At 73.5% G+C, this 17,346-nt stretch carries 18 protein-coding genes; 9 read left to right on the top strand and 9 right to left on the bottom strand.

Annotated features, from left to right (window positions below; all coding sequences use genetic code 11):
• Window positions 1-28 precede the first annotated feature (28 nt).
• Window positions 29-1,015, bottom strand: a complete 987-nt coding sequence (locus ACWEVP_RS38615) for an ArsR/SmtB family transcription factor (RefSeq protein ID WP_452067526.1) — start codon at window positions 1,013-1,015, stop codon at window positions 29-31.
• Window positions 1,016-1,273: 258 nt separating this feature from the next.
• Here ACWEVP_RS38615 and ACWEVP_RS38610 point away from each other — a divergent pair, with 258 nt between their 5' ends.
• Together ACWEVP_RS38610 and ACWEVP_RS38605 are read left to right on the top strand one after the other, a co-directional pair.
• The gene (locus ACWEVP_RS38610; protein ID WP_452067525.1) at window positions 1,274-1,906 is read left to right on the top strand and encodes an RICIN domain-containing protein; all 633 of its coding nucleotides are present in this window, start codon (window positions 1,274-1,276) and stop codon (window positions 1,904-1,906) included.
• Window positions 1,907-2,129: 223 nt separating this feature from the next.
• Window positions 2,130-3,527 carry a Dyp-type peroxidase gene (locus ACWEVP_RS38605; RefSeq protein WP_452067524.1) on the top strand — a complete coding sequence of 466 codons (1,398 nt, stop codon included), beginning with the start codon at window positions 2,130-2,132 and terminating at the stop codon, window positions 3,525-3,527.
• Window positions 3,528-3,616: 89 nt separating this feature from the next.
• Here the strand turns inward: ACWEVP_RS38605 and ACWEVP_RS38600 are convergent, their stop codons facing one another.
• Window positions 3,617-4,513, bottom strand: coding sequence for an ROK family protein (locus ACWEVP_RS38600; RefSeq protein WP_452067559.1), 897 nt, complete (start codon window positions 4,511-4,513; stop codon window positions 3,617-3,619).
• Window positions 4,514-4,708: 195 nt separating this feature from the next.
• Here ACWEVP_RS38600 and ACWEVP_RS38595 point away from each other — a divergent pair, with 195 nt between their 5' ends.
• Genes ACWEVP_RS38595 through ACWEVP_RS38585 form a run of 3 tightly spaced genes read left to right on the top strand, consistent with a single transcriptional unit; the run spans window position 4,709 to window position 6,390 of the window.
• A complete protein-coding gene (locus tag ACWEVP_RS38595) occupies window positions 4,709-4,918 on the top strand; it encodes a CbtB domain-containing protein (protein WP_290052629.1) in 210 nt (69 codons plus the stop codon).
• Window positions 4,919-4,936: 18 nt separating this feature from the next.
• Complete coding sequence (locus tag ACWEVP_RS38590; RefSeq protein WP_452067523.1) at window positions 4,937-5,698, top strand: CbtA family protein; 762 nt, start codon at window positions 4,937-4,939, stop codon at window positions 5,696-5,698.
• Window positions 5,699-5,754: 56 nt separating this feature from the next.
• On the top strand, window positions 5,755-6,390 hold the full coding sequence (locus ACWEVP_RS38585) for a septum formation family protein (protein WP_452067522.1): 636 nt from the start codon (window positions 5,755-5,757) through the stop codon (window positions 6,388-6,390).
• Window positions 6,391-6,393: 3 nt separating this feature from the next.
• Here the strand turns inward: ACWEVP_RS38585 and ACWEVP_RS38580 are convergent, their stop codons facing one another.
• Both ACWEVP_RS38580 and ACWEVP_RS38575 read right to left on the bottom strand, forming a co-directional pair.
• Window positions 6,394-7,875, bottom strand: a complete 1,482-nt coding sequence (locus ACWEVP_RS38580) for a cobyric acid synthase (RefSeq protein ID WP_452067521.1) — start codon at window positions 7,873-7,875, stop codon at window positions 6,394-6,396.
• Window positions 7,872-8,819, bottom strand: coding sequence for a cobalamin biosynthesis protein (locus ACWEVP_RS38575; protein ID WP_452067520.1), 948 nt, complete (start codon window positions 8,817-8,819; stop codon window positions 7,872-7,874). The genes ACWEVP_RS38580 and ACWEVP_RS38575 overlap by 4 nt, the downstream gene beginning before the upstream one ends.
• A 36-nt stretch (window positions 8,820-8,855) precedes the next feature.
• Here ACWEVP_RS38575 and ACWEVP_RS38570 point away from each other — a divergent pair, with 36 nt between their 5' ends.
• Genes ACWEVP_RS38570 through ACWEVP_RS38555 form a run of 4 tightly spaced genes read left to right on the top strand, consistent with a single transcriptional unit; the run spans window position 8,856 to window position 11,977 of the window.
• A complete protein-coding gene (locus tag ACWEVP_RS38570; protein ID WP_452067519.1) occupies window positions 8,856-9,494 on the top strand; it encodes a bifunctional adenosylcobinamide kinase/adenosylcobinamide-phosphate guanylyltransferase in 639 nt (212 codons plus the stop codon).
• 13 nt (window positions 9,495-9,507) lie between these two features.
• A complete protein-coding gene (gene cobT, locus ACWEVP_RS38565) occupies window positions 9,508-10,521 on the top strand; it encodes a nicotinate-nucleotide--dimethylbenzimidazole phosphoribosyltransferase (RefSeq protein WP_452067518.1) in 1,014 nt (337 codons plus the stop codon).
• Between the two features lie 23 nt (window positions 10,522-10,544).
• The gene (locus tag ACWEVP_RS38560; RefSeq protein ID WP_452067558.1) at window positions 10,545-11,258 is read left to right on the top strand and encodes an adenosylcobinamide-GDP ribazoletransferase; all 714 of its coding nucleotides are present in this window, start codon (window positions 10,545-10,547) and stop codon (window positions 11,256-11,258) included.
• 32 nt (window positions 11,259-11,290) lie between these two features.
• On the top strand, window positions 11,291-11,977 hold the full coding sequence (locus ACWEVP_RS38555; protein ID WP_452067517.1) for a helix-turn-helix transcriptional regulator: 687 nt from the start codon (window positions 11,291-11,293) through the stop codon (window positions 11,975-11,977).
• Here the strand turns inward: ACWEVP_RS38555 and ACWEVP_RS38550 are convergent.
• The 5 genes from ACWEVP_RS38550 to ACWEVP_RS38530 all read right to left on the bottom strand — a co-directional run bounded on the left by ACWEVP_RS38550 (window position 11,961) and on the right by ACWEVP_RS38530 (window position 17,300).
• Window positions 11,961-12,317, bottom strand: a complete 357-nt coding sequence (locus tag ACWEVP_RS38550; RefSeq protein WP_452067516.1) for a VOC family protein — start codon at window positions 12,315-12,317, stop codon at window positions 11,961-11,963. The genes ACWEVP_RS38555 and ACWEVP_RS38550 overlap by 17 nt on opposite strands.
• Window positions 12,318-12,399: 82 nt before the next feature.
• Entirely contained in the window at window positions 12,400-13,416 is a 1,017-nt protein-coding gene (cobC, locus tag ACWEVP_RS38545) for an Rv2231c family pyridoxal phosphate-dependent protein CobC (protein ID WP_452067515.1), read from the bottom strand.
• Entirely contained in the window at window positions 13,409-14,740 is a 1,332-nt protein-coding gene (locus ACWEVP_RS38540) for a cobyrinate a,c-diamide synthase (protein WP_452067514.1), read from the bottom strand. Before ACWEVP_RS38540 ends, cobC begins: the two co-directional genes overlap by 8 nt.
• Complete coding sequence (cobO, locus tag ACWEVP_RS38535; RefSeq protein WP_452067513.1) at window positions 14,734-15,348, bottom strand: cob(I)yrinic acid a,c-diamide adenosyltransferase; 615 nt, start codon at window positions 15,346-15,348, stop codon at window positions 14,734-14,736. Before cobO ends, ACWEVP_RS38540 begins: the two co-directional genes overlap by 7 nt.
• Window positions 15,348-17,300 carry a putative cobaltochelatase gene (locus tag ACWEVP_RS38530; RefSeq protein ID WP_452067512.1) on the bottom strand — a complete coding sequence of 651 codons (1,953 nt, stop codon included), beginning with the start codon at window positions 17,298-17,300 and terminating at the stop codon, window positions 15,348-15,350. The genes cobO and ACWEVP_RS38530 overlap by 1 nt, the downstream gene beginning before the upstream one ends.
• Between the last annotated feature and the right edge of the window lie 46 nt (window positions 17,301-17,346).

Here is a 17,346-nt window from a genome sequence, read left to right as displayed (position 1 = left end):
TCCCACTTGCCCGGCCTCGACAACGGGGCTAGGTGTCCAGGAGAGCGCTTCCCAGCGGCGTCAGCGAGTGCAGCACCGTGTTGCGCTCCCGGTGCGTGGTGATCAGCCCGGCCCGCCGCAGCACCGTCGTGTGCTTGCTGACCGCCGACGGCGTGACGCCCAGCCGCGCCGCCAGCTCCGACGTCGAGCAGCCCACCGCCAGCACCGCCAGCGCCGCCGCGCGGGTCGGGCCCAGCAGGTCCGCCAGTGCCCGTTCCGTCGCCTTGTGCGCGCCGCGGCCGAAGCCCGCCGGCGGGCCCGCCTGGCGCACGCACGGGTAGTACAGCCGCGGCATGCCGCCCGGGGCCGGCGGGACCAGGCCCGGGCACACCGAAAAGTACGTCGGCACCAGCAGCAGGCCCGTGCCCTCCGACGGGACCGCGCCGGGGATCCGGTCTTCGGTCTCCAGCACCGGCGCGTCCCAGCGGACCAGCGGGCGCAGGCCGGTCAGCACCGCGTCGACGCCGCCGTGGAGCAGCAGCTGCGTGCGCATCCCGAGGTCGGCGTCCACCTGGCCGGACACCGTCTCCCAGCCGGGGGCGATCGCGACCTCGTGGTAGTCCCGCATGGCCTGCACCAGCCGCGGCAGGCCGGCGGTGTCGCCGTCGGCGAGCGCGGCGGCCCACGACGGCAGGTCGCGGGCGGCCGGCGCGGTGCGCACCGCCGTCTTCAGGCTCAGCGGGTCCGTCTTCAGCACGGCCGCGAGCCCGGACTCCAGCTCGTAGCGCCCCGCCGCGGGCAGCAGGAACCCCGGGAGCGGGGCGCCCGGCCGGCACAGCCACATCAGCACCGCGGCCGACTCGGGCAGGCTCTGCCACACGCGGTGCCGCCACCGCGTGAACGCCGCCGAAGCCGCGGTGCGGCCGCCGTCACGGCGTTGCAGGACCTGCAGGCTCGCGGCGAGCTCCCCCATCGGGTCGGCCGCGGCGGCGAGCCCGACGCGGACGAGGTCGGGCAACGTCAGCTCGATGCGCAAGCTCTCCCCCCGGTGTCTGCCCCTCTATCGGCGCCGGTTCCGTTCCGTTACACGTCTGACGTGCGTTTTGGCCTCTCGCGGAAATGACCTCGACGGCGGCGGAACCGCACTGAATGATGGTCCGAGAGACCGCTTTCGGGGGTTTGACGGTCTCGACGAGGGGGATTCGCCGGCACGGCCACGCACCGGGTCCACACGGGCCCGGGGCCGGGTGGCGCCCTTTCGTCACCACGGGTGAACCGACGACAAGGGGAAAGCATGACGAAGATGAAGCGGCTGATGGTGACGGTCGCCGCGGCGGCGGGCCTGTTCGGCCTCGTCGCCGTTCCGCAGGCCGGCGCGGCGCCCGCCGACGGCAAGGGCACCGCGGTCTCGGCGCTCGCGGGCGGGATCAAGCTGCGGCCGGCGAAGGTCGGTGCCGCGCACAAGTCCACCGCCGGGGTCGCGGGCGCGCAGGTCGCCGAGGCCGACGCGTACCTGATCGAGTCCGCCGCCTTCGGCCGCTGCTGGGACGCGGACCTGGGCACGATCGGTGGCAACGGCACGAAGATGCAGCTGTGGGACTGCGACGTCTACGCCGCGAACCAGGCGTTCTACGTCACCCGCATCCCGGAGGGCTACCTGCGCTTCCAGAACGTGCAGAGCGGCCGGTACCTCGACGCCGACCTCGGCACGGCCGGCGCCAACGGCACCAAGGTCCAGCTGTGGGACTACCGCGCCGGCGCCAAGAACCAGTGGTGGGCCGACACCGTGAACCCGGAGGGCTACCTGCGCCTGCAGAGCCCGCAGAACAACCGGTACCTGACCGGCGAGGGTTCGGTCGGCTCCAACGGCACGCGCCTGCAGCTGTGGGACTTCATCGCGGGCGGCAAGTCGCAGTGGTGGTACTGATCCGTTAGCCGAACGAAGAACGCGGGTCCCGGTTCCCGGGTCCCGCGTTTTTCGTTGCGGGCTAACAGATTTCGCGTTCAACTTAATCTTTCGTGTGAATGCCCGGGTTTCGGTGGCACGCGACAGGACGGCGAGGGCAGCCTGGTTCCAGGGGGCACGCACCGCACCGGCGAGGGGGTTCGGTGCGGGCGTGCGCCCGTTGCACACGGGAGGGGAGCCCGCTATGAGTATCGATCTGTCCAGCACGTTGTCCTGGACCACCGCGACCGGCGACGCCGAAGTGATGCTCGGCGAACTGCAGCCGAACATCCTCAAGGCCCACGTCCGCGACCACCTTTCCGCGCTGCTGCTGGGATTCGGCGACGCGGCGGAGGCGCGGGCGTTCCTGGTGTCGCTCACCGGGAAGATGAAGTCCGCCAAGGCGCACCTCGAAGAGGTCGGCGCGTTCAAGGACGGCGGCGCGGCGGGCACGCCGTACGTCGGTGTCGGTCTCACGGCGGCGGGCTACGGCGTCCTCGGCGTCCCGGAGTTCCCGGCGGACGAGGCGTTCCGGCGCGGAATGGCGGCGCCGGAGACGCGGCGGCGGCTGAACGACCCGCCGCGCTCGACGTTCGATCCGGGCTACCACGGCGAAATCCACGCGGTGGTGCTGATCGGCGACGCGACGGACAAGGCGATGACCGCGCGGCGCAACGAAATCCTCGGCCTGCTGCCGGATTCGATCACGGTACTGGCGGAGGAAACCGGCCTCGGCCGCGTCAACGCGCGGGGCGAGGGCATCGAGCACTTCGGGTACGTCGACGGCCGGAGCCAGCCGCTGTTCCTCACCGAGGACGTCGACGCGGAGAAGAACAACACCGACGGCATCAACGTGTGGAACCCGGCGGCGCCGCTGTCGCAGGTGCTGGTGCCGGACACCGCGGCCCCGGATCCGGGCGTCCACTTCGGCAGCTACTTCGTGTTCCGCAAGCTGGAGCAGAACGTGCGCAGGTTCAAGCAGGCGGAGGCGGACCTGGCCGACACGCTCGGCCTGACGGGCGAAGACCGCGAGCGCGCGGGCGCGATGCTGATCGGCCGGTTCGAGGACGGAACGCCGCTGACCACGCAACGCGAAGACGGCGCGGAAAGCCCGGTGTCGAACAACTTCACCTACGACAGTGACCGCGCGGCGCTGAAGTGCCCGTTCCAGGCGCACATCCGCAAGACGAACCCCCGAGGCTCGGGAGGCGCGGAGGCACCACCGGAGGAGCGCTTGCACTTGATGGCGCGTCGCGGCGTGACGTACGGAGAGCGCCCCGACGACCCGAACGCGGACGTACCCCCTTCGGCGCGGCCGAGCGGCGGGGTCGGGCTGCTGTTCATGGCGTTCAATTCGGTGCTGGGCAACCAGTTCGAGTTCACGCAGGCGGTGTGGGCGGACAACCCGGGCTTCCCGATCGTCGAGGGCGTGACGCCGGGGCTGGACCCGGTGATCGGCCAAGGCGAGCGCGGGACATCGGAGTACACGGTGGAGTGGGGCGGATCGGCGCAGCGGACGGCCGAGCCGGTGCCACAGGCGGTGACGGTGCGGGGTGGGGAGTACTTCTTCATGCCGTCGCTGGCGTTCCTGCGGGCGCTCTGAGCGGCTCTTCAGCCTGCCGTCAAAATCCGTGAAGGGCACATTCAGGGACAAGTTGCCCCTGAATGTGCCCTTCACCGCCTCGCGGCAATTCAGTCCGCCAGCAAGTCCAGCGCCAGCAGCCCCGCCCCGAGCCGCCCGGCCTCGTCGCCCAGCTTGGCGATGCGCAGCTCCGGCATCCGCTGGAACGTCAAGTGCGCCGCCAGCCACTCCCGGACCGGCTCCAGCACGTAGTCCGCCGCCGTGAACAAACCGCCGCCCAGCACGATCACCTCGGGGCCCAGCAATGTCAGCAATGTCCGGATCCCGTGTCCCAGGCCGTCCAGTGCGTCCTGGACCACCGCCACCGCCACCTCGTCGCCGTGGCGGGCCAGCTCCACCACCTCGCGCGCTCCGTCGGCCGCGCGGCCCGTTCGCTCCGTGTACCTCCGGGCGATCGCCGCCGCCGAGGAAATCGCCTCCAGGCAGCCCGTCGCTCCGCAGCCGCACTTGCCAGGGTGGCCCACGTCGATGTGGCCGACCTCGCCCGCCTGCCCGTGCGCGCGGTGGATGCGGCCGTCGAGCAGCAGCGCCGCCGCGATGCCCGTGCCGACCGGGATGAACGCCGCGTTCGTCGCCCCCTGGCCCGCGCCCACGCGGAACTCCGCGATGCCCCCGGCCGTCACGTCGTGGCCGAACGCCACCGGCAGCCCCAGGCGTCCCTCCAGCAGCTCGCCGAACGGGACTTCGCGCCAGTCCAGGTTGGCCGAGAAGTGGCAGACGCGGGTCTCCTCGTCGACGATCCCGGGCACGACCACGCCCACCGCCGACGGCCTCCCGGTCCCCGCCTGCTCCGCCAGCGCCGTCACGATCTCCGCGACCTGCGCCGCCAGCGCCGTGCCGTCCGCGCTGCGCGCCGTCTCCGCCCGCAGCGTCGCCTTGGGCTCCAGCCGCTCGTCGAGCAACGCCGCCTTGATCGTCGTCCCGCCCACATCGAGGGCCGCCACCATTCGAGTCACCGCGGCATTGTCACATTGACGCCGCCCGAACGGCGGACCTACGCTCAACCGGCCAGACGAGGAGATTCCGGAACGCGGTGCAAGTCCGCGCGGTCGCGCCACTGTGACCCCCACCAGGGGGAAGCCAGACCCGGATCCTCGTGACCGACCCCGATGAGGCCGCGAAAGCCCGAGGAGGCCACGCTCATGTCCCACACGGCAGCTCCCGCCGTTCCGCTCCCGATCCGCATCCCGATCCGTGAGATCGTGCCGTGGGCGGTGTTCGTGGTGCTCCTCGCCCTGATCGCGCTCTACTTCGTCAGCGCCGAGCAGGGCGCGACCGCGGTCTTCGCGAACTCCTACGTCCACGAGTTCGTGCACGACGGCCGGCACCTGCTGGCCTTCCCCTGCCACTGATCGGCGGCACGACCTCCGATGATGAAGACCCTGCTGGTCCGCGGCATGCTCGCGGGCCTGATCGCCGGCGTGCTCGCGTTCGGGTTCGCCTACGCCTTCGGCGAGCCGTCGGTCAACACCGCCATCGGCCTCGAAGAGTCCGGCGGCCACTCCCATTCGCACGACGCCGGCGCCACGCCGGCCCCGGCCGAAGAACACGAGGAAGAGCTCGTCCCGAGGGACATCCAGAGCACCGTCGGGCTGCTGACCGGCGTGCTCGTCTACGGCGTCGCGATCGGCGGTCTGCTTTCGCTGGCCTTCGCGTTCGCCCAGGGCCGCCTCGGGAACCTCCGCCCCCGCGTGACGGCGCTGCTGCTCACCGGCGGCGCGTTCGCGGTGGTGTTCCTGGTGCCGTTCCTGAAGTACCCGGCCAACCCGCCGGCGGTCGGCCAGGCCGGCACGATCGGCTCGCGCACCGAGCTGTACTTCGGGTTCGTCGCGGTGTCGCTGCTGGTGGGCATCCTCGCGACGGTGTTCGGCCGCAAGCTGGCCGACCGCTTCGGAGCGTGGAACGGCTTCCTGCTGGCGGCGGCGGGCTACCTCGTCGTGATCGGCGTGGTGGCCTGGCTGATGCCGGTGGTCGACGAGGTCCCGGCGGGCTTCCCGGCCTCGACGCTGTGGGGCTTCCGCACGGCTTCGGTCGGCACGCAGGTGACGCTGTGGCTGGCGCTGGGCTTGGCGTTCGGCGCCTTCGCGGAGAAGGCGCTCACCAAGAAGAACGCCGCCGTCGCCGCATCGTGATCTCGGGGTCCTAGAGTTCTCCCGGCCGGGTCGGGGGATTCCGGAGGGGACCCCATTTGTTCGACGAGACACGATCCACGCTGTCCAACCACGACCAGACGACCGTCCGCGGACCCGTCGAGTCCCCCGGGACCGACGGGTTCGCGATCACGGCGTTCGTCCTCGGGCTGCTGGGAGTGGTCCCGCTCGCCGTCGGCCTCGGGATCCGCGCCCTGGTCCGGGTCGGCCGCACCGGCCGGGACGGCACCGGCCTGGCCATCGCCGGACTCGTGCTCAGCGGACTTTGGATCATCGGCGGCTTGGTGGCGATCACGCCGCAGCAGGCCAAGCACGCGGCGGCGGCCACGGACTCCATCGACACCATGACGATCGGCGACTGCCTGGACTCCGGCGCGGACGGCGCGCAGGTGATCCGGGTCGCCTGCGACGTGCCGCACGACGAGCAGATCGCCGCGCGGGTCGACGTCGGCAACGGGTACGAGACCCACCCCGGGGTCACCGCGCTGCAGGAGCTGGCGCAGCCGTTGTGCCGGATCGCGGCGGCCGCGTACTTCACCGAGGGCACTCCGCCGCCCAGCATCGAGTTCGCCGCGCACGTTCCGACCCAGTCGTCCTGGAACGCCGGGGCCCGGGAGGCGGTCTGCACCTTGCGGCAGATCAGCGGGAAGCTCACCGCAACCGTCCGGCCCTGACGGCTAAAGCGCGCCAGGCGGGACGAACGGCAGGTTCTTCGGCGCGCCCGCCTCCAGCAGGGTGCGCAGCGCCGCGGTGTCCAGGTGCTCGTCGATCGCGTCGGCCAGCTTGTCCAGCATCTGCTCGCGCAGGTCGGCGAAGCCGGGGGCGTCCGGCGCCGGTTTCCACTCGACGCCGGACTGGGCCGCCGCCTCCGTCAGCCAGGCGCGGCGGAACGCGTCGTTCTCGAAGGCTCCGTGCCACATCGTGCCCCAGACCGCGCCGTCGCGGACGCCGTCCAGAAAGGACTCGAGGGACGCTCGGGTCGTCACCGAACCGTGGTGGATCTCGTACGCCTCGACCGGGGCGCCGCGCCACGTTCCCGCCGGGCGGGCCAGCACCTTCTCCTCGGCGAACGTCACCCGGGCCGGCAGCAGGCCGAGGCCGGGCACCTCGCCCGCGCCGGACTCGACTTGGTCCACAATGGACTCGGCGAGCATCTGGTAACCGCCGCAGATGCCCAGCACCGGGCGGCCGGCGGCGGCGCGGGCCGCGACCGCCGTGTCGAGGCCGCACTCGCGCAGCCAGGCGAGGTCGGTGACGGTGGCGCGCGACCCCGGCAGCACGACGACGTCGGCGTCCGCGACGACGTCCGGGTCGGCGGTGAGCGTGACGGTGACGCCGGGTTCGGCGGCGAGCGCGTCGACGTCGGTGGCGTTGGACGCGCGCGGGAACCGGACGACGGCCACGCGCAGGCCGCGCCCCTGGGCCTCCCGGCGCCAGCCCGCGGCGGCGAGGGCGTCCTCGGAGTCGATCCAGACGCGCTCGAGCCACGGGAGCACGCCCAGCACCGGCCGTCCGGTCACCTTCTCGAGGCTGTCGAGGCCGGGCCGCAGCAGGCCGACGTCGCCGCGGAACTTGTTGACCACCCAGCCGGCGACCAGCGCCTGGTCTTCGGCCGACAGCAGGGCGAGGGTGCCGAACATGGCGGCGAGGACGCCGCCGCGGTCGATGTCGCCGACGACGAGCACCGGCAGCCCGAACCGCCGGGCGAGCCCCAGGTTGACGTAGTCGCCGCCGCGCAGGTTGATCTCGGCCGGACTGCCGGCGCCTTCGCAGACGACGACGTCGTAGCGGTCGCTGAGGTCGCGGAAGGCCCCGAAGGCGATCTCGGCCAGCCCGGCGCGCCCGGTGGCGTACTCGCCGGCTTCGAGGGTGCCGAAGGGCTTCCCGAGCGCGACGACGTGACTGCGCCGGTCGCTGCCGGGCTTGAGCAGGACGGGGTTCATGGCGGCTTCGGGTTCGACGCGGGCGGCCCGGGCCTGCAGCCACTGGGCGCGCCCGATTTCGGCGCCGTCGGCGCAGACCATGGAGTTGTTCGACATGTTCTGCGCTTTGAAGGGCGCGACACGCACCCCACGGCGGGCCAGCCACCGGCAGACGCCGGCGGTGACGAGGCTCTTGCCGGCGTCGGAAGTGGTACCGGCGATGAGGAGGCCGCTCACCGCGCGGCCCCCGCGGCGACCGCTGCCGCCGCGACGACGGCTGAAGCCGCCCCGACCCAGCGCGACAACCGCACCGCCCGACGCAGGTCGACCGGCTCCGGGTCGCGTCCCTCCCCCAGCCGCGCGCGGCTCTCCACTTCGCCTCCGTAGCTGTTCGTGCCGCCCAGTTTGATGCCCAGCGCTCCCGCGAACGCGGCTTCCACCTGGCCCGCGTTCGGGCTCGGGTGCCTGCTGCCGTCGCGGCGCCAGATCCGCCACGCCTCGCGGGCGCGTCCGCCCGCCAGCGGTGCGCACAACGCCGTGAGCACCGCGCCGATCCGCGATGGCACCAGGTTGGCCACGTCGTCGGCCCGGGCGGCGGCCCAGCCGAACCGGCGGTACCGCGGCGACCGGTAGCCGACCATCGCGTCCAGCGTGTTCAGCGCCCGGTACCCGAGCAGTCCCGGCAGCCCGGCGACCGCACCCCAGAACAGCGGCGCGACGACCGCGTCCGACGTGTTCTCGGCGATCGACTCGGTCGCCGCGCGGGTCAGCTCGGCGGAGTCGAGCGCCGTCGCGTCGCGGGCGCAGAGGTGCGAGAGCCGCGTACGCGCCGAAGGCACGTCGCCCGCTTCGAGCAGCCTGGCCATTTCGGCGCCTTCGGCCGCGAGGCCGCGTCCGCCGAGCACGACCCACGTACCCACCGCTGTGAGGGAGAAGCGCGCGAAAGGGCTTCGCCGCGTCGCCGTCTGAAGCGCGACTCCGAGGCCGACAGCGCCGAAGGAACACAACCCCGCGTACGCGACCCCGCGCGATCTCGAGTCCGCCCACACGAGGCGTTCCAGGCGCGCGGCGGCCGCCCCGAAGAGCGCGACCGGGTGCCCCCGTCGAGGGTCGCCGAACAGGGTGTCGGCGGCGTATCCGGTAACGAGTCCGGCAGCGGTTGTCCCTAGACGGAGTGGCACGTGGCGCACGGTAGCGCGTGCACCACAATGCCGGGTATGACTGCGCCCACCGCCTCCGCCGGGAAGAAGACGTCGGCGAGGCTGACGGCCCGCCTCGCGGGCTACCTCGAGACCCTGGCACGCGCCCTCCGCCGGTACGGCCGTGACGAAGGCAAGGTGCTGGTCCTCGGCGGCGTCCGCTCGGGGAAGTCGCGGCACGCCGAACGGCTCGTCGCCGGCCACCCGCACCTCGTCTACGTCGCGCCCGGCCTCCCGGCCGGCGACGACGACCCCGAATGGGCCGCGCGGGTGGCCGCGCACCAGGCGCGGCGGCCGTCGCACTGGAAGACCGTCGAGACCACCGACCTCGCGGGCACCCTCCGGAAGGCGACCGAGCCGCTGCTGATCGACTGCCTCGGCACCTGGCTGTCCCGTGTGCTGGACGACGTCGGCGCCTGGAAGCAGAAGCCCGGCTGGGAACACCGGCTGGACGACCGGCTCGAGGACTTCCTCGCCGCCTGGGCGGCGGCGCGGGTGCCGGTGGTCGCGGTCAGCAACGAGGTCGGCAGCGGTGTGGTGCCCGCAACGTCGTCCGGACGGCTGTTCCGTGATGTGCTGGGCGCACTCAACAACCGGGTGTCCGCCGACGCCGACCGGGTCGTGCTGGTCGTCGCGGGCCGGGCGCTCGACCTGTAGCCAGGAGGCGCCCGTGTTCGACGTTCCCGCACCCGACCCCGCCGCCCGCGCCGCCGCGCAGGAGCGGCTCGACGGCCTGGTCAAGCCGCTCGGCGCGCTCGGCAGGCTGGAGGAGATCGCCGCCTGGCTGGCGGCGGCGCACGGGAGCGTGCCGCCGCGCCCGCTCGACGACGTCCGGGTGGTCGTCTTCGCCGGCGACCACGGCGTGTCGGCGCTGTCGGCGTACCCGCGCGAGGTGACCGCGGCGATGGTGCGGGTGTTCCTGGCGGGCAAGAGCGGGGTCAACGTGCTGGCGGCGCAGGTCGGCGCGAAGGTGCGCGTGGCGGACTTGGGCGTCGATTGGGACGGCGCGGACGTCCCGCCCGAAGTCACCGCGCACAAGATCCGCCGCGGCTCGGGCTCGATCGACGTCGAGGACGCCCTGCTGCCGGGCGAAGCGCAGGCGGCGTTCGACGCCGGCCGGGCGATCGCCCGCGAGGAAGCGGACGCGGACCTGCTGATCCCGGGCGACATGGGCATCGGCAACACGGCGATGTGCGCGGCGCTGGTGGCGGCCTCGCTGGGGCTGCCGGCCGCCGAGGTGGTCGGCACGGGCACCGGAGTCGACGCCGACGGCCTCGAGCGCAAGACGGCGGCGGTCGCGGCGGCGCTGACGAGGACGGCGGGCCGGACGGAGGACCCGTTCGAGCGGCTGACGGCGTTGGGCAGTGCGTGCGTCGCGGCGACGGCCGGCTTCCTGGTCGAAGCGGCCGTGCTGGGAATCCCGGTGCTGCTGGACGGGGTGTTCTCGGGCGCCGCGGCGCTGGTCGCGCGGGACATCGCGCCGGGGGTGGAGCAGTGGTGGCTGGCCGGGCACCGGTCGACCGAACCTTCGCAGGCGTTCGCGCTCAAGGCGCTGGGGCTGGAGCCGATCCTGGACTTCGGGCTGCGGCTCGGCGAGGGCAGCGGAGCGGTGCAGGCCGTGCCGACGCTCAGGGCGGCGCGCGCGATCCTGGCGGACATGGGTCTGCTGGCCGACTTGACGTGAGCCGCTGGACGGACTCCGCGCGGATGGCCGTCGGGACGTTGACCACCGTTCCCGTCCCGGCGCCCCGCGTCATCGACCGGCGGGTGGCCGGGGGTGCCATGCTGCTCGCCCCCCTGGCCGCGCTTCCGCTCGCCATCGCCGCCGGGCTCGTCGTCGCCGCCGGGCAAGCTGTTCACCTCCCCGCTCTCGCTACCGCCGCCCTCGCGCTCGGAGCCGTCGCGCTCGGCAGCCGGGGGCTGCACCTCGACGGGCTCGCCGACACCGCCGACGGCCTCGGTGCCTCCTACGACCGCGCCAAGGCACTCGACGTCATGCGCCGCGGGGACTCCGGGCCCACCGGGGTCGCTACGCTCCTGCTCGTCCTGCTCGCCCAGGCCGGCGCGCTGACCGCGGCCGGACCGGTCACCGCGGCCGCCGGCGTCCTCATCGGGCGCTGCACCCTCTCGATGTCGTGCGCGCGGGGCGTCCCGTCCGCGCGGCCCGAGGGGCTCGGCGCCACCGTCGCCGGCTCGGTTGCGAAGACGGCCGCCCTCGCGATCGGCGTGGCCGCCGCCGGGCTCGCCACGCTGCTGCCCGGGCTGCCGTGGTGGCGCGGCCCCCTCGCGGTCGTCCTCGCCTACGCCGTCGCCGGAGCGCTCCTGTGGCGGTGCACCCGCCGCCTCGGCGGCGTCACCGGCGACGTCCTGGGCGCCGGTGTCGAAGCCGCCGTCGCGGCCGCCCTGCTCGCGCTCGCCTGAAACTGTCGTACCCCCTTCCTAGAGTGCGGCACGTGAACCGAACCGATCGGCTGTACGCGCTCGTCGAAGAACTCCGTGCTGTCGCCCCGCGCCCGCGCAGCGCGCGCTGGCTCGCGTCCCGGTTCGAGGTGAGCGTCCGCACCGTCGAACGGGACCTCAGCGCGCTGCAGCAGTCCGGCGTGCCCATCTACGCCGAGACCGGCCGCACCGGCGGGTACTGCCTCGACAAGGCGCACACGATGCCGCCGGTCAACCTGACACCCGGCGAGGCCGTCGCCATGGCGCTCGCGCTGAGGCACCTCGACGGCACCCCGTTCCAGGCGGACGGGCGCTCGGCGCTGCGCAAGCTCGTCGCGGCAATGCGGCGGGAGGACGTCAAGGCCGCAGAAGACCTCGCCACCTGTGTCCACCTGCTCGGCAGCGGTCCCATCCCGCCGATGCCGCGCGTGCTCGGCATCCGCCGCGTCCTTCGCCTCCGCTACACCGACCGCGCGGGCGCCGTCACGCGGCGGGAGGTCGAACCGCTCGGCTATGTCGGCAAGCCCGAGCACTGGTACCTCATCGCCTGGTGCAGGCTGCGCGAGGAGATCCGGGCCTTCCGAACCGACCGCATCGCCTCCTTCTCCGTCACCGCCGAAGTGCCGCCGCTGCGCCGGCTGCGGCCCGAGGACCTCGACATCCCGTACGGCGACGTCGAGCAGCTCACTTTGGCGGGGTGAACACCGAGAAGTGGTTGCCGGCCGGATCGAGCACGTGCGCGAACGTCACGCCGACCGGGTTGACTGTCGGTGGGCGCTGCACCCGCCCGCCGGCTTTCTCCACTGCGCGGCAGGCGGCGTCGACGTCTTCGACCAGCACGGTGAAGATCGCGTAGTTCTCCTCGCCCGTGAACAGGCCACCGCGCGAACCGCCGGTGTCGATCACGCGGTAGGCGGCATCGGTGCTCGCCGCGTCGTCCTGCGCGACCTTCCAGCCGAAGACGTCGCCGTAGAACCGTTCGGCGGCCGCCGGGTCGTCGGTGCCGATCTCGAACCAGGCGACGTCGTTGAATCCGGGCATGTCGTTCCCTCCGCTGCCACGCCGGGCGTTTCCCGGCTGCACCCCACTTTCGGCCGCGGTGACGACAACCCCCTGTCGGTGTTTACGAAAGTTCCCGCAACGCGGTCAGGAACGCGTCCGTCGTCGCCCGGTCGCGGACCGCCAGGCGCAGGTGGTCCGGGCCGAGTCCGGGGAACGTGTCGCCTCGCCGTACCGCGTAGCCCGCTTCGCGCAGCCGCGCGCGCAGGGAAGCGCCGTCAGGCACGCGCACCAGCACGAACGGGCCGCGTGGATCGCCCAGCACCGGCACCCCCGCCGCCGACAGCCCGGACACCAGGTACTCGCGGTCCGATTCCGCCGCGATCGCGAGCTTTTCCGCTTCCTCCAAGGCGGCCGGGCGACAGCACGCCACCGTCGCCACACCGGCCAGAGTGGACACCGACCACGGCACCTGCACCGCGCGGAGCCGATCGATGACGTCCGCCGGAGCGAGTACGTAACCCGCCCGCAGCCCGGCCAGCCCCCACGTCTTCGTCAGGCTGCGCAGCACGACGACACCCGGGACGCCCGCGGCCAGGCTCTCGGCCTCGCCCGGGATCGCGTCCAGGAACGCCTCGTCGACCACGAGCAGCCGCCCGGGACGCGCCAAGGCGAGCAGCGACGCCGCCGGGTGCAGGACCGAGGTCGGGTTCGTGGGATTGCCGACGAACACCAGGTCGGCGCCGGCCGGGACCAGCGCGGGGTCCAGGACGAACCCGTCCGCTTCGGACAAGACGACTCGCGAAACCGAATGCCCCGCCGCCCGCAACGCCGCCTCGGGCTCGGTGAACTGCGGGTGCACGACCACCGCGTGCCGCGGCCGGAAAGCCGACGCCAGCAGCGTGAACGCCTCCGCCGCGCCCGCGGTGACCAGGACTTCGGAAGGGAGTCGGCCGTGGCGGGCGGCGACGGCCGCGGCAGCGTCCGCGGTGGACGGATAAGCCGCGAGGGAGTCCAACGCGGACGCGAGTTCGTCCCGCAGCCAGCCGGGCGGCCGCGGCAGCCGGACGTTCACGGCCAGGTCGACCAGCCCCGGCCCGACCTCCCGATCGCCGTGGTGGTGCAGGTCGTAGTCAGCCACGGGCCCGGACCCGCGCCGCGAACCGGTGCGCCAGCTCGGGGTACCCGGCCCAGTGGACGTGCAAGTAGGACGCGTGCAACGTCGGCGACGCGAAGCCGTCCAGCTGCCGGTCCCAGCCCCAGGCCGCCGAAGTCCCGTGCGACGGCGTCACTTCGGTGCGGTGGAACTCGTGCCCGGTGACGCGCTGGCCGGCCGACGCCAGGAGGTTGTCCTCGACGGCGACCGCACGCCGGTAGCCGAGCTTGCCGCGCGCGGTCATCTTCGCGTCCGCCGGGACGGCGCCGACCATCGGCACGCCGTCCAGCGACTGGCACAGGTACAGCAGGCCCGCGCACTCCGCGCTCACCGGCATCCCGCCCGCGATGGCCGAAGCCACTTCCCGCAGCAACGGCGTGTTCGCCGACAGCTCCGCCGCGTGCACCTCGGGGAACCCGCCCCCAAAGTACAGGCCGGCGCACCCGTCGGGCAACGCCGTGTCCCGCAGCGGATCGATGTCGACCACGTCGACGCCGCAGGCGGCCAGGAGCTCGACGTTTTCGGTGTAGCGGAAGGTGAACGCCGGTCCCCCGGCGGCCGCGACCGTCACCCGCGGACCGTCCACACCGGACGGTTCCCAGGCGGGCGCGGACAGCCGCGGAGCCGCCGACGCGATCCGCACGATCGCTTCGAGGTCCACCCCGTCGCGCACCCACGCGGCCAGCGCGGGCAGCACGTGCTGCGCTTCGGCGGCCCGTTCCGCCGCCGGGACGAGCCCCAGGTGCCGGCTCGGCGCGTGGATCTCTTCGTTGCGGTACAACGCTCCCAGCAGCGGGACGCCGGTCGCCTCCAGCGCGGCCGCGATCTCGTCGAGGTGGCGCCGCGAGCCCAGCTTGTTGAGGATCACCCCGGCGAGCCGCACGCGGTTGTCGTAGTGGGCGAACCCGAGCACGGTCGCCGCGACGCTGCGGGACGCCGCCGACGCGTCCACCACCAGCACCACCGGCGCGTCCAGCAGCCGGGCCACGTGCGCGGTCGAGGCGTAGCCCTCGGTGCCCAGAGCGCCGTCGAACAGGCCCATCACGCCCTCGATGACGGCGATGTCCGCCCCGAGGGAACCGTGGCGCAGCAACGGGATCAACGCGTCTTCGCCCTGCAGGAACGGGTCCAGGTTGCGCGCCGGCCGCCCGGTGGCCAGGGCGTGGTAGCCCGGGTCGATGAAGTCCGGCCCGACCTTGTGCCCGGACACGCGGTGCCCGGCCGCGCGCAGCGCCGCCATCAGCCCCGCGGCGACGGTCGTCTTGCCGTGCCCGGACCCGGGCGCGGCGACGACCACGCGCGCTACCACTCGATCCCCCGCTGGCCCTTCTGGCCGGCGTCCATCGGGTGCTTGACCTTGGTCATCTCGGCGACCAGGTCGGCGGCCTCGACCAGCTCCGGCGGCGCGTACCGGCCGGTGATGACGACGTGCTGGTGCCCGGGCCGCGAGACCAAAGCGGACACGACGTCGGCCACGTCGAGCCAGCCCCACTTGAGCAGGTAGGAGAACTCGTCGAGGACGTAGAAGTCGTGCGCCTCGGCGGCGAGCCGGCGCTTGATCTCGGCCCAGCCTTCGCGGGCGTTTTCGGCGTGGTCGTCCTCGGTGCCGGACTTGCGCGCCCAGCTCCAGCCTTCGCCCATCTTGTGCCACTCGACCGGGCCGCCCTGGCCGGCGTCGTCGTGCAGCTTGCCCAGCGCCTTGAACGCGGCTTCCTCGCCGACGCGCCACTTCGCCGACTTGACGAACTGGAACACGCCGATCGACCAGCCCTGGTTCCAGGCGCGCAACGCCATCCCGAACGCGGCGGTCGACTTGCCCTTCATCTCGCCGGTGTGCACGGCGAGCAGCGGCCGGTTGCGACGCTGGCGCGTGGTCAGGCCGTCGGCCGGCACCACCGACGGTTTTCCCTGCGGCATCAGGCGGCCTTCCCGGTCCGGGCGCGGACGGCGCTCGCCAGCGACTCGGCGGCGACGTCGGCCAGCGGCACGTGCTCCGCGCCGAGGTGGGCGGCCAGATCGGCGGCCAGGCCGAGCCGCATCTTGCCGCTCTCGCAGTCCATGACGACGGTGGTGACGCCGGCGAGGAGCCCGGCCACGGCCTGGGCGCGCGCGACGGCGTCGGGCCCGCTGGTGGCGCGGCCGTCGGTGACGACGACCAGCAGCGGACGGCGCCGCGGGTCGCGGATCTCCTCGACGCGCAGCACCCGCGCGGCTTCCAGGAGTCCCTCCGCGAGGGGTGTCCGGCCGCCGGTCGGGAGGCCTTCGAGGCGGGACGCGGCCGCGTCGACGCTGATCGTCGGCGGCAGCGCCAGCTCGGCGGCGTCGCCGCGGAACGTGACGAGCCCGACCTTGTCGCGGCGCTGGTAGGCGTCGAGCAGCAGCGAGAGCACCGCGGACTTGACCTCGCGCATGCGCGCCTTCGCGCCCATCGAGCCGGACGCGTCGACGCAGAACAGCACGAGGTTGCCTTCGCGCCCTTCACGCAGCGCGTACCGCAGGTCCTCCGGGCGCAGCTTCAGCGCGGCGCCGGTGCGGCCGCGGGACTTCTGGTGCGGCGCCGCGGCTTTCACGGTCGCGACCAGGTGCGGGCGGCCGTCGCGGACGCTCGGGGGCTGCACGCCGATGGTGCGGCCGCTGTCGGTGATCGCGCGCGACCGGCGGCCGCGCTCGCCTTCGCCCATGCCCTGGACGCGGAACACGCGGGCCTTGAACGTTTCGCCGGCGCCGACGGTCTTCTGCTGCCCACCCGCGTTCTGCTGCGGTTGCTGTCCCCGCGGTGCGTCGCCCTGCGGAACCTCCGGCGGAGCTTCGTCCGGCGTCGAACCCGAACCGGGGCCGTCGTCCTCGGGCCCCGGCTCCGGCGGTTGCGCGTCCTGCAGCGCCTGCTCCAGCTGCTCCTCGGAGATTCCGGGGGCGTCGAACGGGTTGCGGCGGCGCCGGTGCGGCAGCGCGAGCCGCGCGGCGACGCGGACGTCGTCGGTGGTCACCTCGTCGCGGCCGGCCCAGGCCGCGTGCGCGACGGCGGTGCGCGCGGTGACGATGTCCGCGCGCATGCCGTCGACCTCGAAGGACGCGCAGATCTCGGCGATCTGCCGGAGCGCGTCGTCGGGGAGCTTGACCGCGGGCAGAAGCCGTTGCGCCGCTTCGATGTCCGCGGCGAGCTTCGCGTCTTCCTCGGCGTACTGCGCCGCGAAGGCGTCAGGATCCGCTTCGTAGGCGAGACGGCGCCGGACGACTTCGACGCGCTGCTCCGGATCGCGGCTGGAGGCGACCTCGACGGTCAGCCCGAACCGGTCCAGCAGCTGCGGCCGCAGCTCGCCTTCCTCGGGGTTCATGGTGCCGATCAGGACGAACCGGGCCGCGTGCGACACCGAGACGCCCTCGCGTTCGACGGTCGCGCGGCCCATCGCGGCGGCGTCGAGCAGGGTGTCGACGAGGTGGTCGTGGAGCAGGTTGACCTCGTCGACGTAGAGCAGGCCGCGGTGCGCCGCGGCCAGCAGGCCCGGCTGGAAGTCCGTGACGCCTTCGGCGAGCGCGCGTTCCAGGTGCAGCGAGCCGATGACGCGGTCTTCGGCCGCGCCGACCGGCAGCTCGACCAGCTTCGCCGGGCGTCGACGGCTCGTGGCGCCGTCGTGCGGGCCGTCCGGGCAGAGCGGGTCGGGAGCGGCGGGAGCACAGGAGAACCGGCAGCCGTCCACGACGTCCACGCCCGGCAGCAGGCCCGCGAGCGCGCGGACCATGGTCGACTTCGCCGTGCCCTTCTCGCCGCGCACCAGCACGCCGCCGACCGCGGGCGAGATCGAGGAGAGGACGAGCGCCAGGCGCAGGTCCGGCAACCCGACGACGGCGGTGAACGGGTACGGCTTCAACAGCGCTCCTCCAGGTCGGCGACCGGCCGATCATCGCACAGCGCCC

The sequence above is a fragment of the Amycolatopsis sp. NPDC003865 genome (assembly GCF_053605345.1).
The sequence above is the reverse complement of the archived record's forward strand: the minus strand, read 5'-3'. Positions and strand labels throughout refer to the sequence as shown.

Coding starts and splice junctions, on each gene's coding strand:
- ACWEVP_RS38560 (WP_452067558.1), top strand. CDS start 10,545: ATGGCCGTCGGGACGTTGACCACCGTTCCCGTCCCGGCGCCCCGCGTC.
- ACWEVP_RS38590 (WP_452067523.1), top strand. CDS start 4,937: ATGATGAAGACCCTGCTGGTCCGCGGCATGCTCGCGGGCCTGATCGCC.
- ACWEVP_RS38550 (WP_452067516.1), bottom strand. CDS start 12,317: ATGCCCGGATTCAACGACGTCGCCTGGTTCGAGATCGGCACCGACGAC.
- ACWEVP_RS38605 (WP_452067524.1), top strand. CDS start 2,130: ATGAGTATCGATCTGTCCAGCACGTTGTCCTGGACCACCGCGACCGGC.
- ACWEVP_RS38595 (WP_290052629.1), top strand. CDS start 4,709: ATGTCCCACACGGCAGCTCCCGCCGTTCCGCTCCCGATCCGCATCCCG.
- ACWEVP_RS38600 (WP_452067559.1), bottom strand. CDS start 4,513: ATGGTGGCGGCCCTCGATGTGGGCGGGACGACGATCAAGGCGGCGTTG.
- ACWEVP_RS38570 (WP_452067519.1), top strand. CDS start 8,856: ATGACTGCGCCCACCGCCTCCGCCGGGAAGAAGACGTCGGCGAGGCTG.
- cobO (WP_452067513.1), bottom strand. CDS start 15,348: ATGCCGCAGGGAAAACCGTCGGTGGTGCCGGCCGACGGCCTGACCACG.
- ACWEVP_RS38610 (WP_452067525.1), top strand. CDS start 1,274: ATGACGAAGATGAAGCGGCTGATGGTGACGGTCGCCGCGGCGGCGGGC.